Here is a 20,767-nt window from a genome sequence, read left to right on the forward strand (position 1 = left end):
CTATGATAATTTTTAAATCTCGACTATATTTTGACATAAAAAGACCCCCAGTTATTGGTTGTCCAACTATTGGGGGTCACTTCAATTAGGCGCTTTTTTTGTATGGTGCAAAGTTTCTCATTTTTTTGTGAAATAACTCATAATATTTCTACTGATTATTTTATCTTATCTATTATTCCATTAATAATTCAGTTTTGAATAATAGGAATTGTATTATGTCTTCACTACCCACAACATTAATGCCCAGAGAAAAGCTTTTGAAATTTGGAGTAGAAACATTAAGTGATGCTGAATTACTAGCGTTATTTTTACGTACTGGTACCCGTAATTTACCTGTTTTACAGTTATCGCAAAAATTATTAAGTGAATTTGGTTCTTTGTATAATTTAATTAATGCAAGCCATAGTGAATTTTGTAAAAAAAATGGATTAGGAACAGTAAAATACACACAATTAAAAGCAGTCATTGAACTTTCACATCGATACCTTAAAGTTAAAATGGCAAACGAAAATTTTCTTTCTTCACCATCCTTAACTCATCATTACTTAGCTAGTCGATTAGCAAATAAAGATCGTGAAATTTTTATGGTGGTTTTTTTAAATAATCAAAATCAAGTAATTACATCTGAGGAAATGTTTATTGGTACTTATAATTGTGTCGAAGTGCATCCACGAGAAGTTGCTAGACGAGCATTGCAACATAATGCTGCGGGTTTGATTTTAGCGCATAATCATCCATCTGGAATGGCTGAACCAAGTCAAGCTGATCGTATATTAACTCAAAAAATAGAGCAAGTTTGTGAACTAATTGATATCCGAATTGTTGATCATCTTGTAATAGGTAAGGGGGAATACGTCTCTTTTGCCGAACGAGGATGGATTTCATAGGTCTTTTTACTTACAATATGAAAAATTGAATAGAATCCACAAAAACACTTTATGAAACATCAATTAGAATTACTAGAAACAAAAGTTGCATTTCAAGAAATGACCATTGAAGAATTAAATCAGATGGTGGTTAATCTACAATCTGATATCAGTAAACTTAAAGAACAATTAACATTATTGTCGCAAAAACTTCAAGCAACACAAGTATCAAATATTGCTAGCTTGTCTGAAGAGACCCCTCCGCCACATTATTAATGTATGTTGCTGTATCTTATAGGGATTCCCTTTTAATTTACAACTCAAAACTCAATAATAAAATTAATAAGTCATTGCTTAAGAATTAAATCTCTTATAAAACAGAAAATTTATTTTACTAATAAAAAACCGGCATATAGCCGGTTTTTGTACACAATGATTTTATAATTATTCAGCTGCTGCTTCTGCTTCTTCTACCGCAGGGCGATCAACTAATTCAATATAAGCCATTGGAGCATTATCTCCATCACGGAAACCACATTTAAGAATACGTACATAACCGCCTGGACGGGTAGCAAAACGTGGACCTAAATCTGAAAATAATTTTTTCACTGTATCTTTATCACGGATACGAGCAAATGCCAAACGGCGATTAGCTACGCTATCGCTTTTGGCTAGCGTAATTAACGGTTCAACAACACGACGCAACTCTTTTGCTTTAGGCAATGTAGTTTTGATGATTTCATGTTCAACAAGTGAACTAGTCATGTTACGAAACATTGCTTGACGATGGCTGCTATTTCGGTTCAGTTGACGACCACTTTTACGATGGCGCATAACTTTATCCTTCTTATAAATTTTATCTTAGTCTTCAACAATACTTGCTGGTGGCCAATTCTCAAGACGCATGCCTAAAGATAAACCACGAGATGCGAGCACATCCTTAATTTCAGTAAGTGATTTCTTACCAAGATTAGGAGTTTTAAGCAACTCAACTTCAGTACGTTGCACTAAATCACCAATATAATGAACTGCTTCTGCTTTTAAGCAATTAGCAGACCGAACGGTTAATTCCAAGTCATCTACTGGACGTAAAAGAATTGGATCGAACTCCGGTTTATCTTCTTTAACTTCTGGTTGACGTACATCACGTAGATCAACGAAAGCTTCAAGTTGTTCAGCCAAAATTGTTGATGCACGACGGATAGACTCTTCAGGATCGATAGTACCATTTGTTTCCATATCGATAACAAGTTTGTCTAAATCTGTACGCTGTTCCACACGAGCAGCATCGACAGAATAAGCGATACGCTCAACAGGACTATAACATGCGTCAACTAACAAACGACCAATTGGTCGATCTTCATCTTCTGACTTGACACGAGCAGAAGCAGGGACATAACCACGTCCTCGTTGTACACGAATACGCATACTAATTGAAGCATTGGCATCAGTAAGATGACAAATTACTAAATCAGGATTAACAATTTCAACATCACCATCGTGAGTGATATCAGATGCAGTTACAGCACCAATACCTGATTTATTTAAAGTCAGCATAACATCATCTTTATTATGCACTCGAACCGCTAATTTTTTTAAATTAAGCAAAATATCAAGCACATCTTCTTGAACGCCTTCTTTAGTACTGTACTCATGCAGAACACCGTCAATTTCAACTTCGGTTACTGCATGTCCCGGCATAGATGATAATAAAATGCGGCGTAGTGCATTACCTAAAGTATGACCAAAACCACGCTCAAGTGGCTCTAAAGTCACTTTAGCATGAGTTTGACTGTATTGAACAACATCAACTAGGTGAGGTTTTAAAAACTCTGTTACAGAACCCTGCATTATGTCCTCTCTTAAGTGCTAAACTTTACTTAGAGTAAAGTTCGACGATCAAATGTTCGTTGATGTCAGCAGATAAATCTGAACGTTCTGGTAAGCGTTTAAATACACCTTCCATTTTGCTAGCATCAACTTCTAACCATGTTGGTTTTTCACGTTGTTCAGCTAACTCTAAAGCGGCTTTAATACGTGCTTGTTTTTTTGATTTTTCGCGAACACTAATTACATCTTCTGGTGAAACCTGATAAGAAGCAATGTTCACTACCTGACCATTAACAAGAACAGCTTTATGACTAACTAATTGACGAGCTTCAGCACGAGTTGCACCAAATCCCATACGATAAACAACGTTATCTAAACGACGCTCTAAAAGACCAAGTAGGTTTTCCCCGGTATTGCCTTTAATACGCGCAGCATTTTTGTAATAATTACGGAATTGACGTTCTAAGATTCCATAAATACGTCTAACTTTTTGTTTCTCACGTAACTGAACACCATAATCTGATAAACGCGGTTTACGCGCACCATGTTGTCCAGGAGCTTGTTCTAATTTACATTTACTATCAACCGCTCGGACTCCAGATTTAAGGAATAAATCTGTACCTTCACGACGACTTAATTTGAGCTTTGGTCCCAAATATCTTGCCATTTTATTTCTCCAATAATCCTAAACATTCAATGTTTAACAAAATTAAACACGACGTTTCTTTGGTGGACGACAACCGTTATGAGGAATCGGAGTAACATCAGTAATATTAGTGATGCGATAACCCGCTGCATTTAATGCACGAATTGTTGACTCACGACCAGGACCAGGTCCTTTTACCATAACTTCCAGATTCTTGATTCCGTAATCTTTGACGGCTTCAGCACAACGTTCTGCTGCTACTTGAGCTGCAAAAGGTGTTGACTTACGAGAGCCACGGAAACCAGAACCACCAGCGGTTGCCCAACCCAACGCATTACCTTGACGATCGGTAATAGTTACGATTGTATTGTTAAATGATGCATGAATATGAGCTATACCATCAGAAACTTGCTTTTTAACACGTTTACGTGTACGAACAGGTGTCTTTGCCATTTAATTATACCTCAATTATTTCTTGATTGGCTTACGCGGTCCCTTACGGGTACGAGCGTTAGTCTTAGTGCGTTGACCACGAACCGGAAGTCCACGACGGTGACGCATGCCACGATAACAACCAAGGTCTAATAAACGCTTGATACTCATAGTTACTTCACGACGCAAATCACCTTCAACTGTGAATTTAGCGACTTGTTCACGTAACTTTTCAATCTGATCTTCAGATAGTTCTCTGATCTTAACATGTTCTGGAATACCAGCTTCAGCACAAATTGTCTTAGCGCGGGTATTTCCGATACCATAAATTGCTTGTAATGCAATTACAGCATGTTGCTGATCAGGAATGTTAATGCCTGCTATACGGGCCACTATGCACTCCTTTATTGTTAATGTTTAGTAAAATCACCATACTGAAAAGCCCGTTTTCAGGATACTCAAACAGCGATTTTACAAATAAATTTAGGCTGGCTATTCTAGCCAGCTTTACTATACTTTGGCAAGTAAAATATGCAAAAGTTACAACTTCGCGACCAAATAATTAGCCTTGACGTTGTTTATGTTTACCTTCAACGCAAATAACACGAACAATGCCATTACGTTTAATGATTTTACAATTTCTGCATAATTTCTTGACTGAAGCACGAACTTTCATGTTTTTCTCCGTAACTTCTGGCTAACTTATCGGCCGTAGCCTTTAAGATTCGCTTTCTTTAACACTGACTCATAACGATTTGGCATCATTAAAGTCTGTACTTGTGCCATAAAATCCATGATTACAACAACCACAATTAATAAAGAAGTTCCACCAAATTGAACCGGAACTTTCATTGCACTTGTCATAAACATTGGAACCAAACATACAAAAGTAATGTAGATTGCGCCAACCAGCGTTAAACGAGTCATTACTTTGTCGATATATTTAGATGTTTGTTCACCTGGACGGATACCTGGAATAAATGCACCAGATTTTTTTAGCTGATCTGCTGTCTCTCTTGGGTTGAAAACCAACGCCGTATAAAAGAAACAAAAGAAGATAATCGCTGCTGCAAAAAAGATTATATATAATGGTTGGTCATGAGAGAAGTATTGTCCGATAAGAACAATGATATATCTCCATCCTTCACCATCTCCTTGAAACCAAGAAGCCATCATCGATGGTAACATAACAATTGTTGAAGCAAATATTGCAGGGATAACGCCTGCCATATTGATTTTCAATGGTAAATGTGTGCTTTGTGCCGCATAAACTCTACGACCTTGTTGACGTTGAGCATAATTGACAACGATACGACGTTGACCACGTTCAACAAATACAACAAAATAAGTCACACCAACCACTAATGCTGCCACGACTAATAATAAAATCGGATGCAATGAACCAGAACGAGCTTGTTCAATCGTTTCATAGATTGCATGAGGAAGACCTGCAACGATACCAGCAAAGATAATGATTGAAATACCATTACCTACACCGCGTTCCGTGATCTGTTCACCCAACCACATAAGAAACATAGTGCCAGTAACTAAGCTAACCGATGCAATAAAATAGAAAGAAAATCCTGGATCAATGACCACTTGACCATAACCAGGAATATTAGGTAAACCAGTCGCAATACCAACAGCTTGTACCATCGCCAAAGCCAATGTGCCGTAACGAGTGTACTGACTAATTTTCTTACGACCTGACTCACCTTCTTTCTTCAATTCTGCAAGTTTAGGGCTAATGGCCGTTAATAATTGCACAATAATTGATGCAGAAATATAAGGCATTATCCCTAAAGCAAAAATCGAAGCACGGCTTAAAGCACCACCAGAGAACATATTGAACATACCTACAATACCATTAGATGATGCTTGTTCTAGTAAGTCCGATAACGCTTTAGTATCAATACCAGGAACCGGAACGTAAGAACCAAGACGGAAAACAATAAGCGCTAAAAGCACAAATAATAAACGTCTTTTAAGCTCGCCGCTACCGCCTCGTGTACTTTGAAAATCTAATCCTGGTTGCTTTGCCATCTTTCTAATTATTCCTCAATTTTTCCGCCAGCAGCTTCAATTGCAGCTTTAGCACCTTTAGTCACTCGAATACCGCGAACAGTTACAGGTTTAGTTACTTCACCAGATAACATAATTTTTGCGTACTCGATTTGTGAATTAATCACATTAGCGACTTTTAAGCTATTTAGGTCAACAATATCACCTTCAACTTTCATTAAATCTGAAAGACGAACTTGAGCTGTAACTTGAGCTTTACGTGAGGTAAAACCAAATTTTGGTAAACGACGATATAAAGGCATTTGACCACCTTCAAAGCCGCGACGTACGCCACCACCTGAACGAGATTTTTGACCTTTAATACCACGAGTACCAGTTTTACCTAATCCAGAACCAATGCCTCGACCTACACGTTTAGGTGCATGCTTTGAACCTTCAGCAGGAGATAAAGTATTTAAACGCATTACTATTACTCCTCAACTTTAACCATGTAATAAACTTGGTTTACCATACCGCGAATCGCAGGAGTATCCTCACGCTCAACAGTATGACCAATACGACGTAATCCTAGACCAACTAACGTTGCTTTATGCTTCGGTAGACGACCAATAGAACTACGAGTTTGTGTAATTTTAATTGTTTTTGCCATGGCTAATTACCCCAAAATTTCTTCGACGGTTTTACCACGTTTAGCAGCAACCATTTCTGGTGATTTCATATTTTCTAAGCCATCAATCGTCGCACGAACCACATTAATTGGGTTAGTTGAACCATATGCTTTAGCTAGAACGTTACGAACTCCTGCAACTTCTAAAACAGCGCGCATTGCACCACCAGCGATGATACCAGTACCTTCTGATGCTGGTTGCATATAAACACGAGACCCAGTATGAGCACCTTTAACTGGATGCTGTAAAGTATCGTTATTTAAAGCAACATTAATCATATTACGACGTGCTTTTTCCATTGCTTTTTGGATTGCTGCAGGCACTTCACGTGCTTTACCATATCCAAAACCTACGCGGCCATTACCGTCACCAACTACTGTTAGTGCAGAAAAACTAAAAATACGACCACCTTTTACGGTTTTAGAAACTCGGTTAACTGCGATTAATTTTTCCTGCAGTTCACCAGCTTGTTTTTCGATGTTTGACATCTTTAACTCCTACCTTAGAACTGTAGGCCAGCTTCGCGAGCAGCATCTGCTAGCGCCTGAACTCGACCATGATATTGGAAACCTGAACGATCAAATGAAACTTCTTTGATATCTTTCGCTAATGCACGTTCTGCAATTGCTTTACCAACTGCTGCCGCTGCATCTTTGTTTCCAGTGTATTTTAAACTTTCACTGATAGCTTTTTCTAACGTAGAAGCTGCTGCCAGTACTTCTGATCCGTTTGGTGCGATAATCTGCGCATAAATATGACGCGGAGTGCGGTGAACCACCAAGCGAGTTGCAAGTAGTTCATGCATCTTGCGACGCGCTTTAGTTGCACGACGGATACGAGCTGATTTCTTATCCATAGTGTTACCTTACTTTTTCTTAGCTTCTTTAGTACGCACAACTTCATCTGCGTAACGAACACCTTTACCTTTATAAGGCTCAGGACGACGATAAGCACGGATATCTGCTGCAACTTGTCCAATTAACTGTTTATCCGCACTTGTTAGTACGATTTCAGTTTGTGAAGGACATTCAGCTTTTACACCAGCTGGTAATTCATGTTCAATTGGATGAGAATATCCAAGAGATAAACCAATCGCATTACCTTTAACTTGTGCACGATAGCCGACACCAACTAACTGAAGTTTTTTCGTAAAACCTTCAGTAACACCAATAACCATTGCGTTAACCAATGCACGTGCAGTTCCAGCTTGAGCCCAAGCATCTGCAAAACCATCACGAGGACCAAATTTAATTTGACCTTCTTCTTGATTAATTACAACAGCATTATTTATTGTGCGAGATAACTCGCCATTTTTACCTTTAATCGTAATTACCTGACCATTGAGTTTTACCTCTACGCCAGCAGGAACAACGACAGGTGCTTTTGCAACACGAGACATTTTTTTCTCCCTTACGCTACGTAGCAGATAATTTCACCACCAAGACCTGCTTGGCGTGCTGCACGATCAGTCATAACACCTTTAGAAGTAGAAACAACTGCGATACCTAGTCCAGCCATAACTTTTGGCAATTCATCTTTACGTTTATAAATACGTAAACCTGGACGGCTAACACGTTTAATACTTTCTACAACAGCTTTACCTTGGAAATATTTTAAAGTAATTTCCAATTCTGGCTTAGTGTCACCAACAATTTTAAAGTCCCCGATATAACCTTCTTCTTTTAGCACATTGGCAATTGCCACTTTTAGCTTAGAGGAAGGCATGGTGACTGCAACTTTATTCGCAGCTTGACCGTTACGAATACGGGTCAACATATCTGCTATAGGATCTTGCATGCTCATCTATAACACTCCCCTGATTACCAACTTGCCTTTTTAAGACCAGGAATCTCACCACGCATGGCTGATTCACGAACCTTAATACGGCTTAAACCAAACTTACGAAGGACGCCATGAGGACGACCAGTTTGACGACAACGACGACGTTGACGTGATGGACTAGAATCACGAGGAAGCGTTTGCAATTTAAGCACTGCATTCCAACGATCTTCATCTGATGCATTAAGATCAGAGATAATCGCTTTTAATTCTTGACGCTTTGCAAAATATTTTTCTGCTAGCTTTACGCGTTTTTTGTCGCGTTCAATCATTGATTGTTTAGCCATTATGCCCTACCTTACTTACGAAATGGGAAGTTAAAGGCAGATAATAAAGCTCGGCCTTCTTCATCTGATTGTGCAGTAGTAGTGATAGTAATATCTAAACCACGAACACGATCAACTTTATCATAATCGATTTCAGGGAAAACGATTTGTTCACGAACACCCATGCTATAGTTACCACGACCATCGAAAGATTTCGCGCTTAAACCACGAAAATCTCGAGTACGAGGAAGAGCAATATAAACTAGACGTTCAAAAAATTCCCACATGCGTTCGCCACGTAAAGTGACTTTACAACCAATAGGATACCCTTGACGGATTTTAAAACCAGCAACTGATTTGCGTGCTTTAGTGACTAGTGGTTTTTGACCACTGATTGCAGCTAAATCTGCAACAGCATTATCTAATAATTTTTTATCAGTAATTGCTTCACCCACACCCATATTCAAGGTGATCTTTTCGATCCGAGGGACTTGCATGACAGATTTGTAGCCAAACTGTTCTTGCAGTTTATTTACTACCTGTGCTTTGTAGTAATCATGCAGTTTCGCCATCGTACACTCCAAATTACTTATTTGATTAATTCATTAGTAGACTTATAAAAACGGACTTTTTTGCCGTCTTCAATACGAAAGCCTACGCGATCTGCTTTGCCTGTAGCTGGGTTGAAAATTGCTACGTTAGAAACATTAATAGCTGCTTCTTTCTCAACAATTCCACCATCTTGATTTAATGCAGGTACAGGTTTTTGGTGTTTTTTCACCAAATTAATACCTTCAACAATCACTTTGCCAGTAGACAAAACGCTTCTTACTTTACCGCGTTTACCTTTATCTTTACCAGTTAACACGATAACTTCATCTTCTCGACGGATTTTCGCTGCCATTACCCGCTCCTTACAGTACTTCTGGTGCTAATGAAATGATCTTCATAAACTTCTCAGAACGAAGTTCACGAGTGACCGGTCCAAAAATACGCGTACCAATCGGTTGCTCACTGTTATTATTTAAAATAACACAAGCATTGCGATCGAAACGAATGACAGATCCATCAGGGCGACGAACACCTTTTCTAGTGCGCACTACCACAGCTTTAAGTACATCACCTTTCTTAACTTTACCACGTGGAATTGCTTCTTTGATAGTAACTTTGATGATATCACCTACCGCTGCATAACGACGGTGCGATCCACCGAGAACCTTGATACACATTACGCTACGTGCGCCAGAGTTATCGGCAACATCTAGCCTAGTCTGTTCTTGGATCATTTTAATGCTCCGTATAAATTAATTATTGTCTAATCTACCTTCATCCACCTCAACTTCCATGGATAAGAATAGACAACCAAAAACCCACTTACGTGAGGGCGCATAGTATAACACCACTCAAATAAAATGGATAGCATAAAATAAACGGCCGTCGAGCCGTTTATTATATTATGTGCAGTTTTTAATCAAATAGATTAACTAACCGCTTTTTCAACGATTCGAACAAGAGTCCAAGATTTGGTTTTTGATAATGGACGACACTCTTTAATTTCTACAGTATCACCAATACCACACTCGTTGTTTTCATCATGTACATGCAATTTAGTCGTACGTTTAATGAACTTACCATATAACGGATGCTTCACTTTACGTTCAATAGCTACAGTAATAGATTTATCCATTTTGTCGCTAATAACACGACCTTGCTGAGTACGAATTTTTACTTCAGTAGTCATATTACGCACCCGCCTTCTCAGTTAATAACGTTTTAACTCGTGCAATATTACGACGCACTTGTTTTAACATATGAGTCTGTTTCAACTGACCCCCAGATAATTGCATACGTAAGTTAAATTGCTCACGTAATAAATTAAGAAGTTCAGTATTTAACTCTTCAACGCTTTTTTCGCGTAGCTCTTTTGCTTTCATTTACATCACCGTCTTAATCACAAAGGTGGTTTTAATTGGCAGTTTTGCAGCTGCCAACGCAAATGCTTCACGAGCAACTTCTTCCGGTACTCCGTCCATTTCATAAAGGACTTTACCTGGTTGAATCTGAGCAACCCAGTATTCAACGTTACCCTTACCTTTACCCATACGCACTTCAAGTGGTTTTTCAGTAATTGGTTTATCAGGGAAAACTCGAATCCAGATTTTACCTTGACGCTTAACTGCACGAGTCATTGCACGACGTGCCGCTTCGATCTGGCGCGCAGTCAAACGACCACGACCCACAGCCTTAAGACCGAATGTACCGAAACTAACGTCAGTACTTACAGCAAGACCACGATTGCGGCCCTTGTGCACTTTACGGAATTTTGTACGCTTTGGTTGTAACATCAGCGACGCTCCTTATTGTTTTCGGCCTTTGCGCTGCTTTTTCGGTTGAGCAGCAGGTTGTTTCTCTGCTTGTTCAACGGCAGCCATACCACCAAGGATCTCACCTTTGAAGATCCACACTTTAACACCAATAATACCATAGGTTGTTAATGCTTCAGACAAACCATAGTCGATGTCAGCACGTAATGTATGTAAAGGTACTCGACCTTCACGATACCATTCACTACGAGCGATTTCAGCGCCGCCTAAACGACCACTTACTTCAACTTTGATACCTTTAGCACCCGCTTTCATTGCGTTTTGAACCGCACGTTTCATAGCTCGGCGGAACATAACACGGCGTTCTAACTGAGAAGTAATGCTGTCAGCAACTAATTTAGCATCAAGTTCAGGTTTACGAACTTCGGCAATATTAATTTGTACTGCAACATCACGTTTTTCTCTCTTGTCTTTATATTTATTGACAATAGAAGCTACGGCATTACGTAATTTTTCAACGTCCTCACCTTTTTTACCAATCACAATACCTGGACGAGCAGTGTGAATAGTAATGCGAACGTTAGTTTCTGCTGAACGATCGATTACAATCTTAGAGATTGATGCTTGTGCTAATTCTTTGTTCAAGAATTCACGCACTCTAAAATCACTTTCTAAATTATCAGCGAATGTCTTTGTACCCGAATACCATGTAGATGTCCAAGGCTTGACGATGCCTAGTCGGATACCATTTGGATTTACTTTTTGACCCATTGCTATTCTCCAGCCTAGCGATCTGAGACGATCACGGTGATGTGACTCGTACGCTTCAAAATTCGATCTGCACGACCTTTCGCACGAGGCATAATACGCTTCATGGTTGGGCCTTCATCTACGAAAATTTTCGCAACTTTTAGATCATCAATATCAGCACCATCGTTATGCTCTGCATTAGCAATAGCAGATTCTAATACTTTTTTAACAAGTACAGCCGCTTTTTTATTGGTGTACGTTAAAATATCAAGTGCCTGAGACACATTCTTACCGCGAATAAGATCTGCAACTAAGCGAACTTTTTGCGCAGAAGAACGAGCGTGGCGATACTTTGCAATTGTTTCCATCTCTTTCTCCTACTTATTTCTTCTTAGCTTTCTTATCAGCCGCGTGGCCGCGATAAGTACGAGTCGGCGCGAATTCACCCAATTTATGACCAACCATTTCGTCGGAAACATAAACTGGAACGTGCTGACGACCATTATGGACAGCGATGGTCAAACCGATCATATTAGGAAAGATCGTTGAACGACGGGACCAAGTACGAATTGGTTTCTTGTCCCCGCTTTCCACCGCTTTCTCTACCTTCTTCAGCAAGTGTAGGTCAATAAAAGGACCCTTCTTGAGAGAACGTGGCATAGCTAATCCTCTATATTAATTATTTCTTATTGCGACGGCGAACAATATACTTATCAGTACGTTTGTTGCTACGCGTTTTCAATCCTTTGGCTTTTTGACCCCATGGAGACACAGGATGTTTACCAAAGTTACGACCTTCACCACCACCATGTGGATGGTCTACCGGGTTCATTGCTGTACCACGAACAGTAGGACGAACACCACGCCAACGCGCTGCACCCGCTTTACCTAATACGCGAAGCATATGTTCTGAGTTACCAACTTCACCAATGGTGGCACGGCAATCAGATAACACTTTACGCATTTCACCTGAACGTAGACGTAATGTTACATAAGCACCATCACGCGCAACGATTTGAACATAACTACCAGCAGAGCGAGCAAGTTGTCCGCCTTTACCTGGTTTCATTTCAATATTATGCACGGTAGAACCGACTGGAATATTGCGCATCGGTAAACAGTTACCTGTTTTAATTGATGCATCAACACCAGATTGGATCTGATCACCTGCTTTTAAGCCTTTAGGCGCTAAAATATAACGACGTTCACCGTCTTTATATAAAACCAATGCAATATTTGCACTACGGTTTGGATCATATTCCAAACGTTCAACAACTGCTGGAATACCATCTTTATTACGCTTAAAGTCAACAATACGATAATGTTGTTTATGACCACCACCGATATGACGGGTAGTGATACGACCATTATTATTGCGACCACCAGTTTTGCTTTTTGAATCAAGCAACGGTGCATAAGGCTTACCTTTATGCAACTCTGGGTTAACCACTTTAACAACGTGGCGACGACCCGGAGATGTAGGTTTACACTTAACAACTGCCATTGTTCTTACTCCTCCGAATTACTCAGCGACGCCAGCAAGGTCTAAATTTTGACCTTCTGCTAAAGTAACGTAAGCTTTTTTCCAGTCGCTACGGCGACCGATTTGTTGACCACGACGTTTAACTTTGCCTTTAACAACAAGTGTATTAACGCCATCTACTTTAACTTCAAATAGTTGTTCAACTGCGGCTTTAATCTCTCTCTTAGTAGCATCTTTAGCAACTTTCAATACTAATGTATTTGTTTTTTCCATTGAAATAGATGCTTTTTCAGAAATATGTGGTGCTCGCAGGACTTTAAGCAGACGCTCTTCACGAATCATGCTAACATCTCCTCTACTTGTTTAACAGCATCAACAGTGATAACCACTTTGTCAAATGCAATCAAACTAACTGGATCAATACCTGCCACATCACGCACATCAACTTTATGTAAGTTACGTGCTGCTAAGAAAAGATTTTCATCAACATCAGAAGTAATAATAAGAACATCATTAAGGTTCATATCATTTAATTTCTGAGTTAATAATTTAGTCTTAGGTGCTTCAACAGTGAATGTTTCAACCACAACTAAACGTTCTTGACGCACTAATTCAGAGAAAATACTCTTTAATGCACCACGATACATTTTACGGTTAACTTTTTGGCTATGATCTTGTGGTTTTGCTGCAAATGTCACACCACCACTACGCCAGATTGGGCTCTTAATAGAACCTGAACGAGCACGACCAGTGCCTTTTTGACGCCATGGTTTTTTACCTGAACCAGCGATTTCTGCACGAGTTTTTTGTGCGCGAGAGCCTTGACGAGCAGCAGATGCATAAGCAACAACTACTTGGTGAACTAACGCTTCATTAAACTCACGTCCGAAGGTAGTTTCGGAAACAGAAAGCGCTTGCGCGTCTTTTACTACTAATTCCATCTCTATCTCCTCGACGTTAAGCCTTGATTGCCGGTTTAACAATTACGTCACTATTGATTGCGCCTGGAACAGCACCTTTAATTAATAAAAGGTTACGTTCTGCATCAACACGCACAATATCTAAGTTTTGAACAGTTACACGTTCATTACCTAAGTGACCTGCCATTTTACGACCTTTGAACACTTTACCTGGAGTTTGGTTTTGACCGATAGAGCCATGACCACGGTGTGCCAAAGAGTTACCATGAGTTGCATCTTGAGTACGGAAATTCCAGCGTTTAGTTACACCAGCATAACCTTTACCTTTAGATGTTCCAGTAACATCAACTTTTTTAACGTCAGTGAAAATATCAACGTTAATACTTTGACCTACAGTAAATTCGCCTTCTTCAAAACGGAATTCCCATAGACCACGACCAGCTTCAACGCCAGCCTTAGCGAAATGACCTGCTTCAGGTTTATTTACGCGGCTTGCTTTTTTGCTGCCAGTAGTAACCTGAATAGCTTGATAACCATCATTCTCAAGAGTTTTAACTTGAGTAACGCGGTTGCTTTGAACTTCTACTACGGTGACGGGAATAGAAACACCTTCTTCAGTGAAGATTCGTGTCATTCCCACTTTACGACCGATTAAACCAATCATTGTTTCGACCTCTCAATCATTCAGCTTAGGATTAACCTAAACTGATCTGCACATCAACACCGGCAGCAAGATCTAGACGCATTAAGGCATCAACTGTTTTTTCAGTTGGCTCAACAATATCAACTAGACGTTTGTGAGTGCGAATCTCATATTGATCTCGCGCATCTTTATTTACGTGCGGAGAAATCAATACAGTGAAACGCTCTTTGCGTGTCGGTAATGGAATAGGACCACGAACTTGCGCACCTGTGCGCTTCGCAGTTTCTACAATTTCAGCAGTTGATTGATCAATCAAACGATGATCAAACGCTTTTAACCGGATACGGATTCTTTGGTTCGACATGAGACCAGAGCTCCATTATTTAAAAGTTATAACAAAAGACTACTCCTCCTACCCTGTTTCGATTGACAGGAGAGTGTAATCCGTTCTTTTCGTAACCCCCAAATCGGGAGTATTGTTGATATAATTCAATACATTATATATTAACTATATCTTTATACGCATTTGCTGTTGAAAAATCAACAAACAAAGTGCGTCAATTATACGTAAATTATAAATGAATGCAAGGAGTAATTAATAAAGTATGTAGATAATTATTTAACTAACAAACATTTTTTAAATAATAGGTATAATTACGAGTTCTGACGCTTGAAGAGTGAATTTAATTACAATATATCATTCTTCAAACATCCTTTTTTAAAATAGATTATTTAAGGAAAGAAAAGCGCTTTGCAGAAATTTAAATCAAATTGTGATAGATAAAACCGCCATTATGGCGGTCTTTTTAATGATCTTCTTTGGCATGATTTAAACTATATCTTGGAATTTCAACTTCAAGATCTTCATCAGCAACTCGAGCTTGGCAACTTAGTCGACTATGAGGCTCGACTCCCCAAGCTTTATCAAGCATATCATCTTCTTGTTCATCACTTTCCTCTAGCGAATCAAAACCTTTACGAACAATACAATGGCATGTTGAACATGCACAAGACATTTCACATGCATGTTCAATTTCAATATCATTACGAAGTGCAACTTCTAAAATAGATTCACCTTCTTCAGCTTCAACTGTTTTGCCTTCAGGGCAAAGATCAGCATTAGGTAAAAATGTAATTTTGGGCATAATAATCTCGTTTGTTAAATATCATCAACTTTATGGCCAGTTAAGGCTTGACGAATTAATCTATCCATACGTTTAGCAGCAAACTCTTGTGTCATATTATCAACAATCTTAATATGCTTTTTTATAGCATCACTATCATCTAATTCACTTACGGCCTGTAACTGATGCTTAGCGATTAAAATCTGATTAAGCTGTTGCTCATTTAATAGATCAGCATCTTTATCTAAAGCACTTTGTAAACTCTCTAGTACTCTAGCCGCTTCAACCTTTTGTTCGGCAAGCATTCTTACTTGTTTATCTTGCTGGGCATAATTGATTGAATCTTGAATCATGTTAGCAATTTCATTATCAGTTAGACCATAAGATGGCTTAACTTGAATCGCAGCTTCAACACCTGTTGATTTTTCCATTGCAGTAACATTTAATAAACCATCAGCATCAACTTGAAAAGTAACACGAATATGTGCTCCGCCAGCAGGCATTGGGGGAATACCTCTTAGCGTAAAACGAGCTAACGAGCGGCAATCTGCAACACTTTCACGCTCGCCTTGTAACACATGAATCATCATAGCTGTTTGGCCATCTTTAAATGTGGTAAATTCTTGAGCTCTTGCACAGGGTATTGTGCTGTTACGAGGGATGATTTTTTCCACTAATTCCCCCATTGTTTCTATTCCTAAAGATAAAGGAATAACATCAAGCAATAACATATCTGAATCGGGCTTATTACCAACCAGAATATCAGCTTGTATTGCCGCACCAATAGCAACAACTTTATCAGGATCAATGGAAGTTAAAGGCTCTTTTCTAAAAAAATCACCGACTAATTGTCGAACTAAAGGGACACGAGTTGATCCACCGACCATGACAACTTCAACCACTTCATCAATATTGATTTCAGCATCTCTTAATGCTCGGCGACAAACCGCCAAAGTTCGTTTAACTAAAGGTTCAATTAAGTCTTGAAATTGTTGACGCGTTATAGTTAAAGATTGACCTTCTATATTAGCTAAAGCTAAGTCTTGCTGACTTAATGCTATTTTTATTTTAACTGTTTCATCGATAATTTTTTGGTTTATATAAGGATCAGTATTATTTTCTAAACCTAATTGATTTTTTAAATAATCAGCAAGCAATCGGTCAAAATCATCACCACCTAGAGCTGAATCACCACCGGTTGCTAAAACTTCAAATACCCCTTTATGTAGACGCAAAATAGAAATATCAAATGTACCGCCACCTAAATCATAAACTGCAATAACGCCTTCTTTGCCAGTATCCAAACCATAAGCGATAGCAGCAGCAGTTGGTTCATTTAATAATCTTAAAACATGCAGCCCAGCTAATTTAGCCGCATCTTTAGTTGCTTGCCGTTGCGCGTCATCAAAATAAGCTGGCACTGTAATTACAGCACCATCAATTTCACCACCTAAACTCTGTTTTGCACGTTGAGCTAAAGCGATCAAAATTTCCGAGGAGACTTGTATTGGGTTAACTTGATTATTAGGCAAATTCAATAATGGAACACCATTATCCGTTTGTGAAAAAGTATAAGGAAAATGTACAGCATCAACATCAGATAAGTTTCTACCCATTAACCGTTTAACAGAACTCACCGTGTTTTGAGGATCATTTACAGCATTAGATTTTGCATGCTTTCCAACGGTAATAACAAGATTATCATCAACATCTAAGCCGTAATGAACAACTGAAGGTAATAGAAAATCATTATCCAAATCTGGTAACACTTCGGTTTGTCCGCTACGCACAGTAGCAACTAGTGAATTAGTTGTCCCCAAATCAATTCCCACAGCTAAACGGCGCTGATGTGGTTCAGGTGTCTGTCCTGGTTCACTAATTTGTAATAATACCATTTGAATTGTCTCTAATTGATATATGCTTAACTAAAATTATAAAGCATATTGTTTTTCTTGTAACTTTTCGATTTGTTCTATCAATCTAGTTAAATAGCGGATTTTAAAGATTTGATTAAGGGCTGCTTCCCAATCTTGTTTGTTAATAAATTCTAATAATTCTTTATAAACATCACGTTGACGCGCAAAAACTTCCGAATGAAAGTCATCTAATATAACAAAATTATCCTGACTTTCAATATCTTCTAATTTTTCACGTAAAACAAATTGTTCCATTAAAAAATCAGCATCATGAATAATATTTTGCTCAGTTGCCACATCAAAACCTTGCAGATACAACAAATGTTCAGCAGCTTTAATAGGATTTTTCAATGTATGATAACCGTCATTAATCATTGCTGATTTTTGTACCATCACCATTTTATCGTTATCATTAGCAGTGGCAAAATTATCTGGATGATATTGTCTTTGTAATTGTTGATAATGCGCTGTTAGTAACGAAACATCTACTGGTAGCTTAACAGGTAAATCAAATAGTTCAAAGTAATTAGGCATGTTCATTACCCCAATTACACATTAAAGCTTTCACCGCAGCCACATTCATTTTGTGCATTGGGATTATTAAATTTAAAACCTTCGTTTAATCCTTCTTTAACAAAATCCAGTTCGGTACCATCGATATAAACCAAACTTTTTTTATCAACAATGACTTTAACATTTTTATCTTCAAACACACTATCATCATCGTTAATAATATCAGCAAACTCTAAAACATATGCCATACCAGAGCAACCTGATGTTTTAACGCCTAACCGCAGCCCTACCCCTTTTCCACGATTGGCAAGAAAAGCCTGAACACGATTAGCGGCGCTATTTGTTAGTGTAATTGCCATTAACTTTGACCTTTTTTAGTTTTATAGTCATCAATTGCTGCTTTAATTGCGTCTTCCGCTAAAAGCGAACAGTGAATTTTAACAGGTGGTAACTCAAGTTCTTTAGCAATATCTGTATTTTTGATTGCTTGCGCTTCATCCAAAGATTTACCTTTAATCCACTCAGTAACTAAAGAACTTGATGCAATTGCACTACCACAACCATAAGTTTTAAATTTAGCATCTTCAATTATACCGTCATCATTTACTTTGATTTGTAAACGCATAACATCACCACATGCTGGTGCACCAACCATGCCACTACCAACATTAGGATCATTTTGATCAAAAGAACCAACATTACGAGGGTTTTCATAGTGATCAACTACTTTTTCACTGTATGCCATAATTTACTCCTAATTTTAATGGGCTGACCATTTGATTTTGCTTAAATCAACACCATCTTTGAACATTTCCCAAAGTGGAGATAATTCCCTTAATTTACCAATAGAATCTTTAATTAGTTTAATAACATAATCCACTTCTTCTTCAGTACTAAATCGACCAAATGAGAATCGAATTGAGCTATGTGCAAGTTCATCATTAAGGCCAAGTGCTCTCAATACATAAGATGGTTCTAAACTTGCAGAAGTACATGCTGAACCGGATGATACGGCTAAATCTTTTAAAGCCATCATAAGTGACTCACCTTCAATATAAGCAAAGCTTACATTTAATATATTAGGGACACTATGTTCTAAAGAACCATTAAGATAAACTTCTTCGATATCTTTTAAGCCATTCCATAAGCGATTTTTTAACGCTAATAAACGTGGCATTTCAGTTGCCATTTCTTCTTTAGCTATACGATATGCCTCGCCCATACCAACGATTTGATGCACTGGCAACGTACCAGAACGCATACCGCGCTCATGACCACCACCATGCATTTGCGCTTCAATACGAACACGAGGTTTACGTCTAACATAAAGTCCACCAATCCCTTTTGGCCCATAAATTTTATGTCCAGAAAATGACATAAGATCAACTTTTAATTTAGACAGATCAATGGGTAATTTACCGACGCTTTGGGTTGCGTCAACATGAAAAACAATACCTCTTTCACGACACATCTCACCAATTTTTTCGATATCTTGAATGACACCAGTCTCATTATTGACATGCATAATTGATACAACGGTTGTATCACTGCGCATGGCTGCTGCAAGTTTATCTAAATCCAGTATCCCATTAGACTCTGGAGCCAAATAAGTCACTTCATAACCTTCACGTTCAAGTTGACGACAAGTATCAAGTACCGCTTTATGTTCTGTTTTACAAGTAATAATATGTTTACCTTTAGCTTTATTAAAATGCGCTGCACCTTTAATAGCTAAGTTATCAGCTTCCGTTGCTCCAGAAGTAAATACAATTTCGCGGGAATCAGCACCAATAAGATCTGCAATTTGATTTCGAGCAATATCAACTGCTTCTTCGGCTTGCCAACCAAATTTATGAGAACGAGATGCAGGATTACCAAAAATACCATTTGGTGTTAAATACTGCATCATTTTTTCAGCAACTCTAGGATCAACGGGTGTTGTAGCTGCATAATCCATATAAATAGGTAATTTCATTAATTACTCCCAATAACAAATTCTGTATTTTATTTTTTAATTAATGCTGACGTGTCGTATATTACTTTGTCGATTAGCTACGGCTTTAACTTCATTATTATTGACTAATTCGCTAAGTGTAATACTGGTTAAAAAGTCTTCAATTCGCTCACTTAAATCATTCCATAGTGTATGAGTTAGACATCTAACACCACCTTGACAGCCATCTTGACCGTGACACTTAGTTGCATGTACCGTCTCATCAACGGCTTTTACAATTGAGCTAATCGCAATTTGATCCATTGACCGACTCAGCACATAACCCCCACCAGGGCCTCTAACGCTGGTTACTAAACCATTTTTTCGTAACCGCGCAAATAATTGTTCAAGATAAGAAAGTGAGATTTCTTGACGTTCTGAAATATCGGCAAGTGATACAGGTCCTGAATCAGAATGTAATGCTACATCCAACATTGCAGTTACCGCGTATCTTCCTTTTGATGTCAATTTCATTAATCATCCCCCTATGTGTTATAATATTTATTGTATATATCCTTTTATTTTAGTCAAG

The 20,767-nt window shown here is 38.4% G+C and carries 37 protein-coding genes; 2 read left to right on the plus strand and 35 right to left on the minus strand.

Going from position 1 to position 20,767, the window contains the following annotated elements; translation table 11 throughout:
* Positions 1 to 215 precede the first annotated feature (215 nt).
* Both radC and H3T96_RS07710 read left to right on the plus strand, forming a co-directional pair.
* Complete coding sequence (radC, locus tag H3T96_RS07705) at positions 216 to 887, plus strand: DNA repair protein RadC (RefSeq protein ID WP_086325949.1); 672 nt, start codon at positions 216 to 218, stop codon at positions 885 to 887.
* 51 nt (positions 888 to 938) lie between these two features.
* Positions 939 to 1,142: a SlyX family protein gene (locus H3T96_RS07710; protein ID WP_025314409.1), complete on the plus strand. Its 204-nt coding sequence runs from the start codon at positions 939 to 941 to the stop codon at positions 1,140 to 1,142.
* A 168-nt stretch (positions 1,143 to 1,310) separates the two neighbouring features.
* Here the strand turns inward: H3T96_RS07710 and rplQ are convergent, their stop codons facing one another.
* The 35 genes from rplQ to iscR all read right to left on the minus strand — a co-directional run bounded on the left by rplQ (position 1,311) and on the right by iscR (position 20,709).
* Positions 1,311 to 1,700 carry a 50S ribosomal protein L17 gene (gene rplQ, locus H3T96_RS07715; RefSeq protein ID WP_025314408.1) on the minus strand — a complete coding sequence of 130 codons (390 nt, stop codon included), beginning with the start codon at positions 1,698 to 1,700 and terminating at the stop codon, positions 1,311 to 1,313.
* 27 nt (positions 1,701 to 1,727) lie between these two features.
* Positions 1,728 to 2,717: a DNA-directed RNA polymerase subunit alpha gene (gene rpoA / locus H3T96_RS07720; RefSeq protein WP_065738256.1), complete on the minus strand. Its 990-nt coding sequence runs from the start codon at positions 2,715 to 2,717 to the stop codon at positions 1,728 to 1,730.
* Positions 2,718 to 2,742: 25 nt separating this feature from the next.
* The gene (rpsD, locus tag H3T96_RS07725) at positions 2,743 to 3,363 is read right to left on the minus strand and encodes a 30S ribosomal protein S4 (RefSeq protein ID WP_025314406.1); all 621 of its coding nucleotides are present in this window, start codon (positions 3,361 to 3,363) and stop codon (positions 2,743 to 2,745) included.
* Between the two features lie 42 nt (positions 3,364 to 3,405).
* The gene (gene rpsK / locus H3T96_RS07730; RefSeq protein WP_025314405.1) at positions 3,406 to 3,795 is read right to left on the minus strand and encodes a 30S ribosomal protein S11; all 390 of its coding nucleotides are present in this window, start codon (positions 3,793 to 3,795) and stop codon (positions 3,406 to 3,408) included.
* A 15-nt stretch (positions 3,796 to 3,810) separates the two neighbouring features.
* A complete protein-coding gene (rpsM, locus tag H3T96_RS07735) occupies positions 3,811 to 4,167 on the minus strand; it encodes a 30S ribosomal protein S13 (RefSeq protein WP_025314404.1) in 357 nt (118 codons plus the stop codon).
* A gap of 169 nt (positions 4,168 to 4,336) precedes the next feature.
* Positions 4,337 to 4,450: a 50S ribosomal protein L36 gene (gene rpmJ, locus H3T96_RS07740; protein ID WP_025314403.1), complete on the minus strand. Its 114-nt coding sequence runs from the start codon at positions 4,448 to 4,450 to the stop codon at positions 4,337 to 4,339.
* 26 nt (positions 4,451 to 4,476) lie between these two features.
* Entirely contained in the window at positions 4,477 to 5,817 is a 1,341-nt protein-coding gene (gene secY / locus H3T96_RS07745) for a preprotein translocase subunit SecY (RefSeq protein ID WP_025314402.1), read from the minus strand.
* An 8-nt stretch (positions 5,818 to 5,825) separates the two neighbouring features.
* Positions 5,826 to 6,260: a 50S ribosomal protein L15 gene (rplO, locus tag H3T96_RS07750; RefSeq protein WP_039127711.1), complete on the minus strand. Its 435-nt coding sequence runs from the start codon at positions 6,258 to 6,260 to the stop codon at positions 5,826 to 5,828.
* 5 nt (positions 6,261 to 6,265) lie between these two features.
* Complete coding sequence (gene rpmD, locus H3T96_RS07755) at positions 6,266 to 6,445, minus strand: 50S ribosomal protein L30 (RefSeq protein WP_025314400.1); 180 nt, start codon at positions 6,443 to 6,445, stop codon at positions 6,266 to 6,268.
* A gap of 6 nt (positions 6,446 to 6,451) precedes the next feature.
* On the minus strand, positions 6,452 to 6,952 hold the full coding sequence (gene rpsE, locus H3T96_RS07760) for a 30S ribosomal protein S5 (RefSeq protein ID WP_025314399.1): 501 nt from the start codon (positions 6,950 to 6,952) through the stop codon (positions 6,452 to 6,454).
* 14 nt (positions 6,953 to 6,966) lie between these two features.
* The gene (gene rplR, locus H3T96_RS07765) at positions 6,967 to 7,320 is read right to left on the minus strand and encodes a 50S ribosomal protein L18 (RefSeq protein WP_025314398.1); all 354 of its coding nucleotides are present in this window, start codon (positions 7,318 to 7,320) and stop codon (positions 6,967 to 6,969) included.
* A gap of 9 nt (positions 7,321 to 7,329) precedes the next feature.
* Complete coding sequence (gene rplF / locus H3T96_RS07770; RefSeq protein WP_065738254.1) at positions 7,330 to 7,863, minus strand: 50S ribosomal protein L6; 534 nt, start codon at positions 7,861 to 7,863, stop codon at positions 7,330 to 7,332.
* Between the two features lie 11 nt (positions 7,864 to 7,874).
* A complete protein-coding gene (gene rpsH, locus H3T96_RS07775; RefSeq protein ID WP_039129274.1) occupies positions 7,875 to 8,267 on the minus strand; it encodes a 30S ribosomal protein S8 in 393 nt (130 codons plus the stop codon).
* 17 nt (positions 8,268 to 8,284) lie between these two features.
* Positions 8,285 to 8,590, minus strand: a complete 306-nt coding sequence (gene rpsN / locus H3T96_RS07780) for a 30S ribosomal protein S14 (protein WP_025314395.1) — start codon at positions 8,588 to 8,590, stop codon at positions 8,285 to 8,287.
* An 11-nt stretch (positions 8,591 to 8,601) separates the two neighbouring features.
* The gene (gene rplE / locus H3T96_RS07785) at positions 8,602 to 9,141 is read right to left on the minus strand and encodes a 50S ribosomal protein L5 (protein WP_025314394.1); all 540 of its coding nucleotides are present in this window, start codon (positions 9,139 to 9,141) and stop codon (positions 8,602 to 8,604) included.
* A 17-nt stretch (positions 9,142 to 9,158) separates the two neighbouring features.
* Positions 9,159 to 9,473, minus strand: coding sequence for a 50S ribosomal protein L24 (gene rplX, locus H3T96_RS07790; RefSeq protein WP_025314393.1), 315 nt, complete (start codon positions 9,471 to 9,473; stop codon positions 9,159 to 9,161).
* Between the two features lie 10 nt (positions 9,474 to 9,483).
* Positions 9,484 to 9,855: a 50S ribosomal protein L14 gene (gene rplN, locus H3T96_RS07795; protein ID WP_025314392.1), complete on the minus strand. Its 372-nt coding sequence runs from the start codon at positions 9,853 to 9,855 to the stop codon at positions 9,484 to 9,486.
* Positions 9,856 to 10,049: 194 nt separating this feature from the next.
* On the minus strand, positions 10,050 to 10,310 hold the full coding sequence (rpsQ, locus tag H3T96_RS07800) for a 30S ribosomal protein S17 (protein ID WP_025314391.1): 261 nt from the start codon (positions 10,308 to 10,310) through the stop codon (positions 10,050 to 10,052).
* Between the two features lies 1 nt (position 10,311).
* Complete coding sequence (rpmC, locus tag H3T96_RS07805; RefSeq protein ID WP_025314390.1) at positions 10,312 to 10,503, minus strand: 50S ribosomal protein L29; 192 nt, start codon at positions 10,501 to 10,503, stop codon at positions 10,312 to 10,314.
* Entirely contained in the window at positions 10,504 to 10,914 is a 411-nt protein-coding gene (gene rplP, locus H3T96_RS07810) for a 50S ribosomal protein L16 (RefSeq protein ID WP_025314389.1), read from the minus strand.
* A 12-nt stretch (positions 10,915 to 10,926) separates the two neighbouring features.
* On the minus strand, positions 10,927 to 11,664 hold the full coding sequence (gene rpsC / locus H3T96_RS07815) for a 30S ribosomal protein S3 (protein ID WP_025314388.1): 738 nt from the start codon (positions 11,662 to 11,664) through the stop codon (positions 10,927 to 10,929).
* Between the two features lie 14 nt (positions 11,665 to 11,678).
* Positions 11,679 to 12,011, minus strand: a complete 333-nt coding sequence (rplV, locus tag H3T96_RS07820) for a 50S ribosomal protein L22 (RefSeq protein ID WP_025314387.1) — start codon at positions 12,009 to 12,011, stop codon at positions 11,679 to 11,681.
* 13 nt (positions 12,012 to 12,024) lie between these two features.
* The gene (gene rpsS / locus H3T96_RS07825; protein ID WP_024496505.1) at positions 12,025 to 12,303 is read right to left on the minus strand and encodes a 30S ribosomal protein S19; all 279 of its coding nucleotides are present in this window, start codon (positions 12,301 to 12,303) and stop codon (positions 12,025 to 12,027) included.
* A 19-nt stretch (positions 12,304 to 12,322) separates the two neighbouring features.
* Positions 12,323 to 13,147: a 50S ribosomal protein L2 gene (gene rplB / locus H3T96_RS07830; protein WP_025314386.1), complete on the minus strand. Its 825-nt coding sequence runs from the start codon at positions 13,145 to 13,147 to the stop codon at positions 12,323 to 12,325.
* An 18-nt stretch (positions 13,148 to 13,165) separates the two neighbouring features.
* Positions 13,166 to 13,468: a 50S ribosomal protein L23 gene (gene rplW, locus H3T96_RS07835; protein ID WP_025314385.1), complete on the minus strand. Its 303-nt coding sequence runs from the start codon at positions 13,466 to 13,468 to the stop codon at positions 13,166 to 13,168.
* Positions 13,465 to 14,067, minus strand: a complete 603-nt coding sequence (gene rplD, locus H3T96_RS07840; RefSeq protein ID WP_025314384.1) for a 50S ribosomal protein L4 — start codon at positions 14,065 to 14,067, stop codon at positions 13,465 to 13,467. The genes rplW and rplD overlap by 4 nt, the downstream gene beginning before the upstream one ends.
* Before the next feature lie 16 nt (positions 14,068 to 14,083).
* Complete coding sequence (gene rplC, locus H3T96_RS07845; RefSeq protein ID WP_025314383.1) at positions 14,084 to 14,710, minus strand: 50S ribosomal protein L3; 627 nt, start codon at positions 14,708 to 14,710, stop codon at positions 14,084 to 14,086.
* Between the two features lie 31 nt (positions 14,711 to 14,741).
* A complete protein-coding gene (gene rpsJ, locus H3T96_RS07850; RefSeq protein ID WP_006120582.1) occupies positions 14,742 to 15,053 on the minus strand; it encodes a 30S ribosomal protein S10 in 312 nt (103 codons plus the stop codon).
* Positions 15,054 to 15,495: 442 nt separating this feature from the next.
* On the minus strand, positions 15,496 to 15,834 hold the full coding sequence (fdx, locus tag H3T96_RS07855; protein ID WP_034884110.1) for an ISC system 2Fe-2S type ferredoxin: 339 nt from the start codon (positions 15,832 to 15,834) through the stop codon (positions 15,496 to 15,498).
* Between the two features lie 14 nt (positions 15,835 to 15,848).
* On the minus strand, positions 15,849 to 17,708 hold the full coding sequence (gene hscA / locus H3T96_RS07860) for a Fe-S protein assembly chaperone HscA (protein ID WP_144092138.1): 1,860 nt from the start codon (positions 17,706 to 17,708) through the stop codon (positions 15,849 to 15,851).
* Between the two features lie 36 nt (positions 17,709 to 17,744).
* Complete coding sequence (gene hscB, locus H3T96_RS07865) at positions 17,745 to 18,263, minus strand: Fe-S protein assembly co-chaperone HscB (RefSeq protein WP_186279253.1); 519 nt, start codon at positions 18,261 to 18,263, stop codon at positions 17,745 to 17,747.
* Between the two features lie 14 nt (positions 18,264 to 18,277).
* Entirely contained in the window at positions 18,278 to 18,601 is a 324-nt protein-coding gene (iscA, locus tag H3T96_RS07870) for an iron-sulfur cluster assembly protein IscA (RefSeq protein WP_025314377.1), read from the minus strand.
* Entirely contained in the window at positions 18,601 to 18,987 is a 387-nt protein-coding gene (iscU, locus tag H3T96_RS07875) for a Fe-S cluster assembly scaffold IscU (RefSeq protein WP_025314376.1), read from the minus strand. Before iscU ends, iscA begins: the two co-directional genes overlap by 1 nt.
* 15 nt (positions 18,988 to 19,002) lie before the next feature.
* Complete coding sequence (locus H3T96_RS07880; RefSeq protein WP_065603233.1) at positions 19,003 to 20,217, minus strand: IscS subfamily cysteine desulfurase; 1,215 nt, start codon at positions 20,215 to 20,217, stop codon at positions 19,003 to 19,005.
* Positions 20,218 to 20,253: 36 nt separating this feature from the next.
* A complete protein-coding gene (iscR, locus tag H3T96_RS07885) occupies positions 20,254 to 20,709 on the minus strand; it encodes a Fe-S cluster assembly transcriptional regulator IscR (RefSeq protein WP_039127725.1) in 456 nt (151 codons plus the stop codon).
* Positions 20,710 to 20,767: the final 58 nt, after the last annotated feature.

Origin of the sequence: Gilliamella sp. W8136 (genome assembly GCF_016101285.1) — a bacterium.
Lineage (GTDB): Bacteria > Pseudomonadota > Gammaproteobacteria > Enterobacterales > Orbaceae > Gilliamella > Gilliamella apicola_N.

What these genes read in the sequence shown, in the direction of transcription:
- rpsC (WP_025314388.1), bottom strand. Translation starts at nt 11,664, where the DNA reads ATGGGTCAAAAAGTAAATCCAAATGGTATCCGACTAGGCATCGTCAAG.
- iscU (WP_025314376.1), bottom strand. Translation starts at nt 18,987, where the DNA reads ATGGCATACAGTGAAAAAGTAGTTGATCACTATGAAAACCCTCGTAAT.
- H3T96_RS07880 (WP_065603233.1), bottom strand. Translation starts at nt 20,217, where the DNA reads ATGAAATTACCTATTTATATGGATTATGCAGCTACAACACCCGTTGAT.
- rplE (WP_025314394.1), bottom strand. Translation starts at nt 9,141, where the DNA reads ATGGCGAAACTGCATGATTACTACAAAGCACAGGTAGTAAATAAACTG.
- hscA (WP_144092138.1), bottom strand. Translation starts at nt 17,708, where the DNA reads ATGGTATTATTACAAATTAGTGAACCAGGACAGACACCTGAACCACAT.
- iscA (WP_025314377.1), bottom strand. Translation starts at nt 18,601, where the DNA reads ATGGCAATTACACTAACAAATAGCGCCGCTAATCGTGTTCAGGCTTTT.
- iscR (WP_039127725.1), bottom strand. Translation starts at nt 20,709, where the DNA reads ATGAAATTGACATCAAAAGGAAGATACGCGGTAACTGCAATGTTGGAT.
- hscB (WP_186279253.1), bottom strand. Translation starts at nt 18,263, where the DNA reads ATGCCTAATTACTTTGAACTATTTGATTTACCTGTTAAGCTACCAGTA.
- rplF (WP_065738254.1), bottom strand. Translation starts at nt 7,863, where the DNA reads ATGTCTCGTGTTGCAAAAGCACCTGTCGTTGTTCCTGCTGGCGTAGAG.
- rplD (WP_025314384.1), bottom strand. Translation starts at nt 14,067, where the DNA reads ATGGAATTAGTAGTAAAAGACGCGCAAGCGCTTTCTGTTTCCGAAACT.
- rplB (WP_025314386.1), bottom strand. Translation starts at nt 13,147, where the DNA reads ATGGCAGTTGTTAAGTGTAAACCTACATCTCCGGGTCGTCGCCACGTT.
- secY (WP_025314402.1), bottom strand. Translation starts at nt 5,817, where the DNA reads ATGGCAAAGCAACCAGGATTAGATTTTCAAAGTACACGAGGCGGTAGC.
- rpsH (WP_039129274.1), bottom strand. Translation starts at nt 8,267, where the DNA reads ATGAGCATGCAAGATCCTATAGCAGATATGTTGACCCGTATTCGTAAC.
- rplR (WP_025314398.1), bottom strand. Translation starts at nt 7,320, where the DNA reads ATGGATAAGAAATCAGCTCGTATCCGTCGTGCAACTAAAGCGCGTCGC.
- rplO (WP_039127711.1), bottom strand. Translation starts at nt 6,260, where the DNA reads ATGCGTTTAAATACTTTATCTCCTGCTGAAGGTTCAAAGCATGCACCT.
- rpsE (WP_025314399.1), bottom strand. Translation starts at nt 6,952, where the DNA reads ATGTCAAACATCGAAAAACAAGCTGGTGAACTGCAGGAAAAATTAATC.
- rplC (WP_025314383.1), bottom strand. Translation starts at nt 14,710, where the DNA reads ATGATTGGTTTAATCGGTCGTAAAGTGGGAATGACACGAATCTTCACT.
- rpsK (WP_025314405.1), bottom strand. Translation starts at nt 3,795, where the DNA reads ATGGCAAAGACACCTGTTCGTACACGTAAACGTGTTAAAAAGCAAGTT.
- rplQ (WP_025314408.1), bottom strand. Translation starts at nt 1,700, where the DNA reads ATGCGCCATCGTAAAAGTGGTCGTCAACTGAACCGAAATAGCAGCCAT.
- rpmJ (WP_025314403.1), bottom strand. Translation starts at nt 4,450, where the DNA reads ATGAAAGTTCGTGCTTCAGTCAAGAAATTATGCAGAAATTGTAAAATC.
- rpsN (WP_025314395.1), bottom strand. Translation starts at nt 8,590, where the DNA reads ATGGCTAAACAATCAATGATTGAACGCGACAAAAAACGCGTAAAGCTA.
- rpoA (WP_065738256.1), bottom strand. Translation starts at nt 2,717, where the DNA reads ATGCAGGGTTCTGTAACAGAGTTTTTAAAACCTCACCTAGTTGATGTT.
- rplX (WP_025314393.1), bottom strand. Translation starts at nt 9,473, where the DNA reads ATGGCAGCGAAAATCCGTCGAGAAGATGAAGTTATCGTGTTAACTGGT.
- rpmD (WP_025314400.1), bottom strand. Translation starts at nt 6,445, where the DNA reads ATGGCAAAAACAATTAAAATTACACAAACTCGTAGTTCTATTGGTCGT.
- rpmC (WP_025314390.1), bottom strand. Translation starts at nt 10,503, where the DNA reads ATGAAAGCAAAAGAGCTACGCGAAAAAAGCGTTGAAGAGTTAAATACT.
- H3T96_RS07710 (WP_025314409.1), top strand. Translation starts at nt 939, where the DNA reads ATGAAACATCAATTAGAATTACTAGAAACAAAAGTTGCATTTCAAGAA.
- rpsQ (WP_025314391.1), bottom strand. Translation starts at nt 10,310, where the DNA reads ATGACTACTGAAGTAAAAATTCGTACTCAGCAAGGTCGTGTTATTAGC.
- rpsD (WP_025314406.1), bottom strand. Translation starts at nt 3,363, where the DNA reads ATGGCAAGATATTTGGGACCAAAGCTCAAATTAAGTCGTCGTGAAGGT.
- rpsS (WP_024496505.1), bottom strand. Translation starts at nt 12,303, where the DNA reads ATGCCACGTTCTCTCAAGAAGGGTCCTTTTATTGACCTACACTTGCTG.
- rplW (WP_025314385.1), bottom strand. Translation starts at nt 13,468, where the DNA reads ATGATTCGTGAAGAGCGTCTGCTTAAAGTCCTGCGAGCACCACATATT.
- rplP (WP_025314389.1), bottom strand. Translation starts at nt 10,914, where the DNA reads ATGTTACAACCAAAGCGTACAAAATTCCGTAAAGTGCACAAGGGCCGC.
- radC (WP_086325949.1), top strand. Translation starts at nt 216, where the DNA reads ATGTCTTCACTACCCACAACATTAATGCCCAGAGAAAAGCTTTTGAAA.
- rplV (WP_025314387.1), bottom strand. Translation starts at nt 12,011, where the DNA reads ATGGAAACAATTGCAAAGTATCGCCACGCTCGTTCTTCTGCGCAAAAA.
- rplN (WP_025314392.1), bottom strand. Translation starts at nt 9,855, where the DNA reads ATGATCCAAGAACAGACTAGGCTAGATGTTGCCGATAACTCTGGCGCA.
- fdx (WP_034884110.1), bottom strand. Translation starts at nt 15,834, where the DNA reads ATGCCCAAAATTACATTTTTACCTAATGCTGATCTTTGCCCTGAAGGC.
- rpsJ (WP_006120582.1), bottom strand. Translation starts at nt 15,053, where the DNA reads ATGTCGAACCAAAGAATCCGTATCCGGTTAAAAGCGTTTGATCATCGT.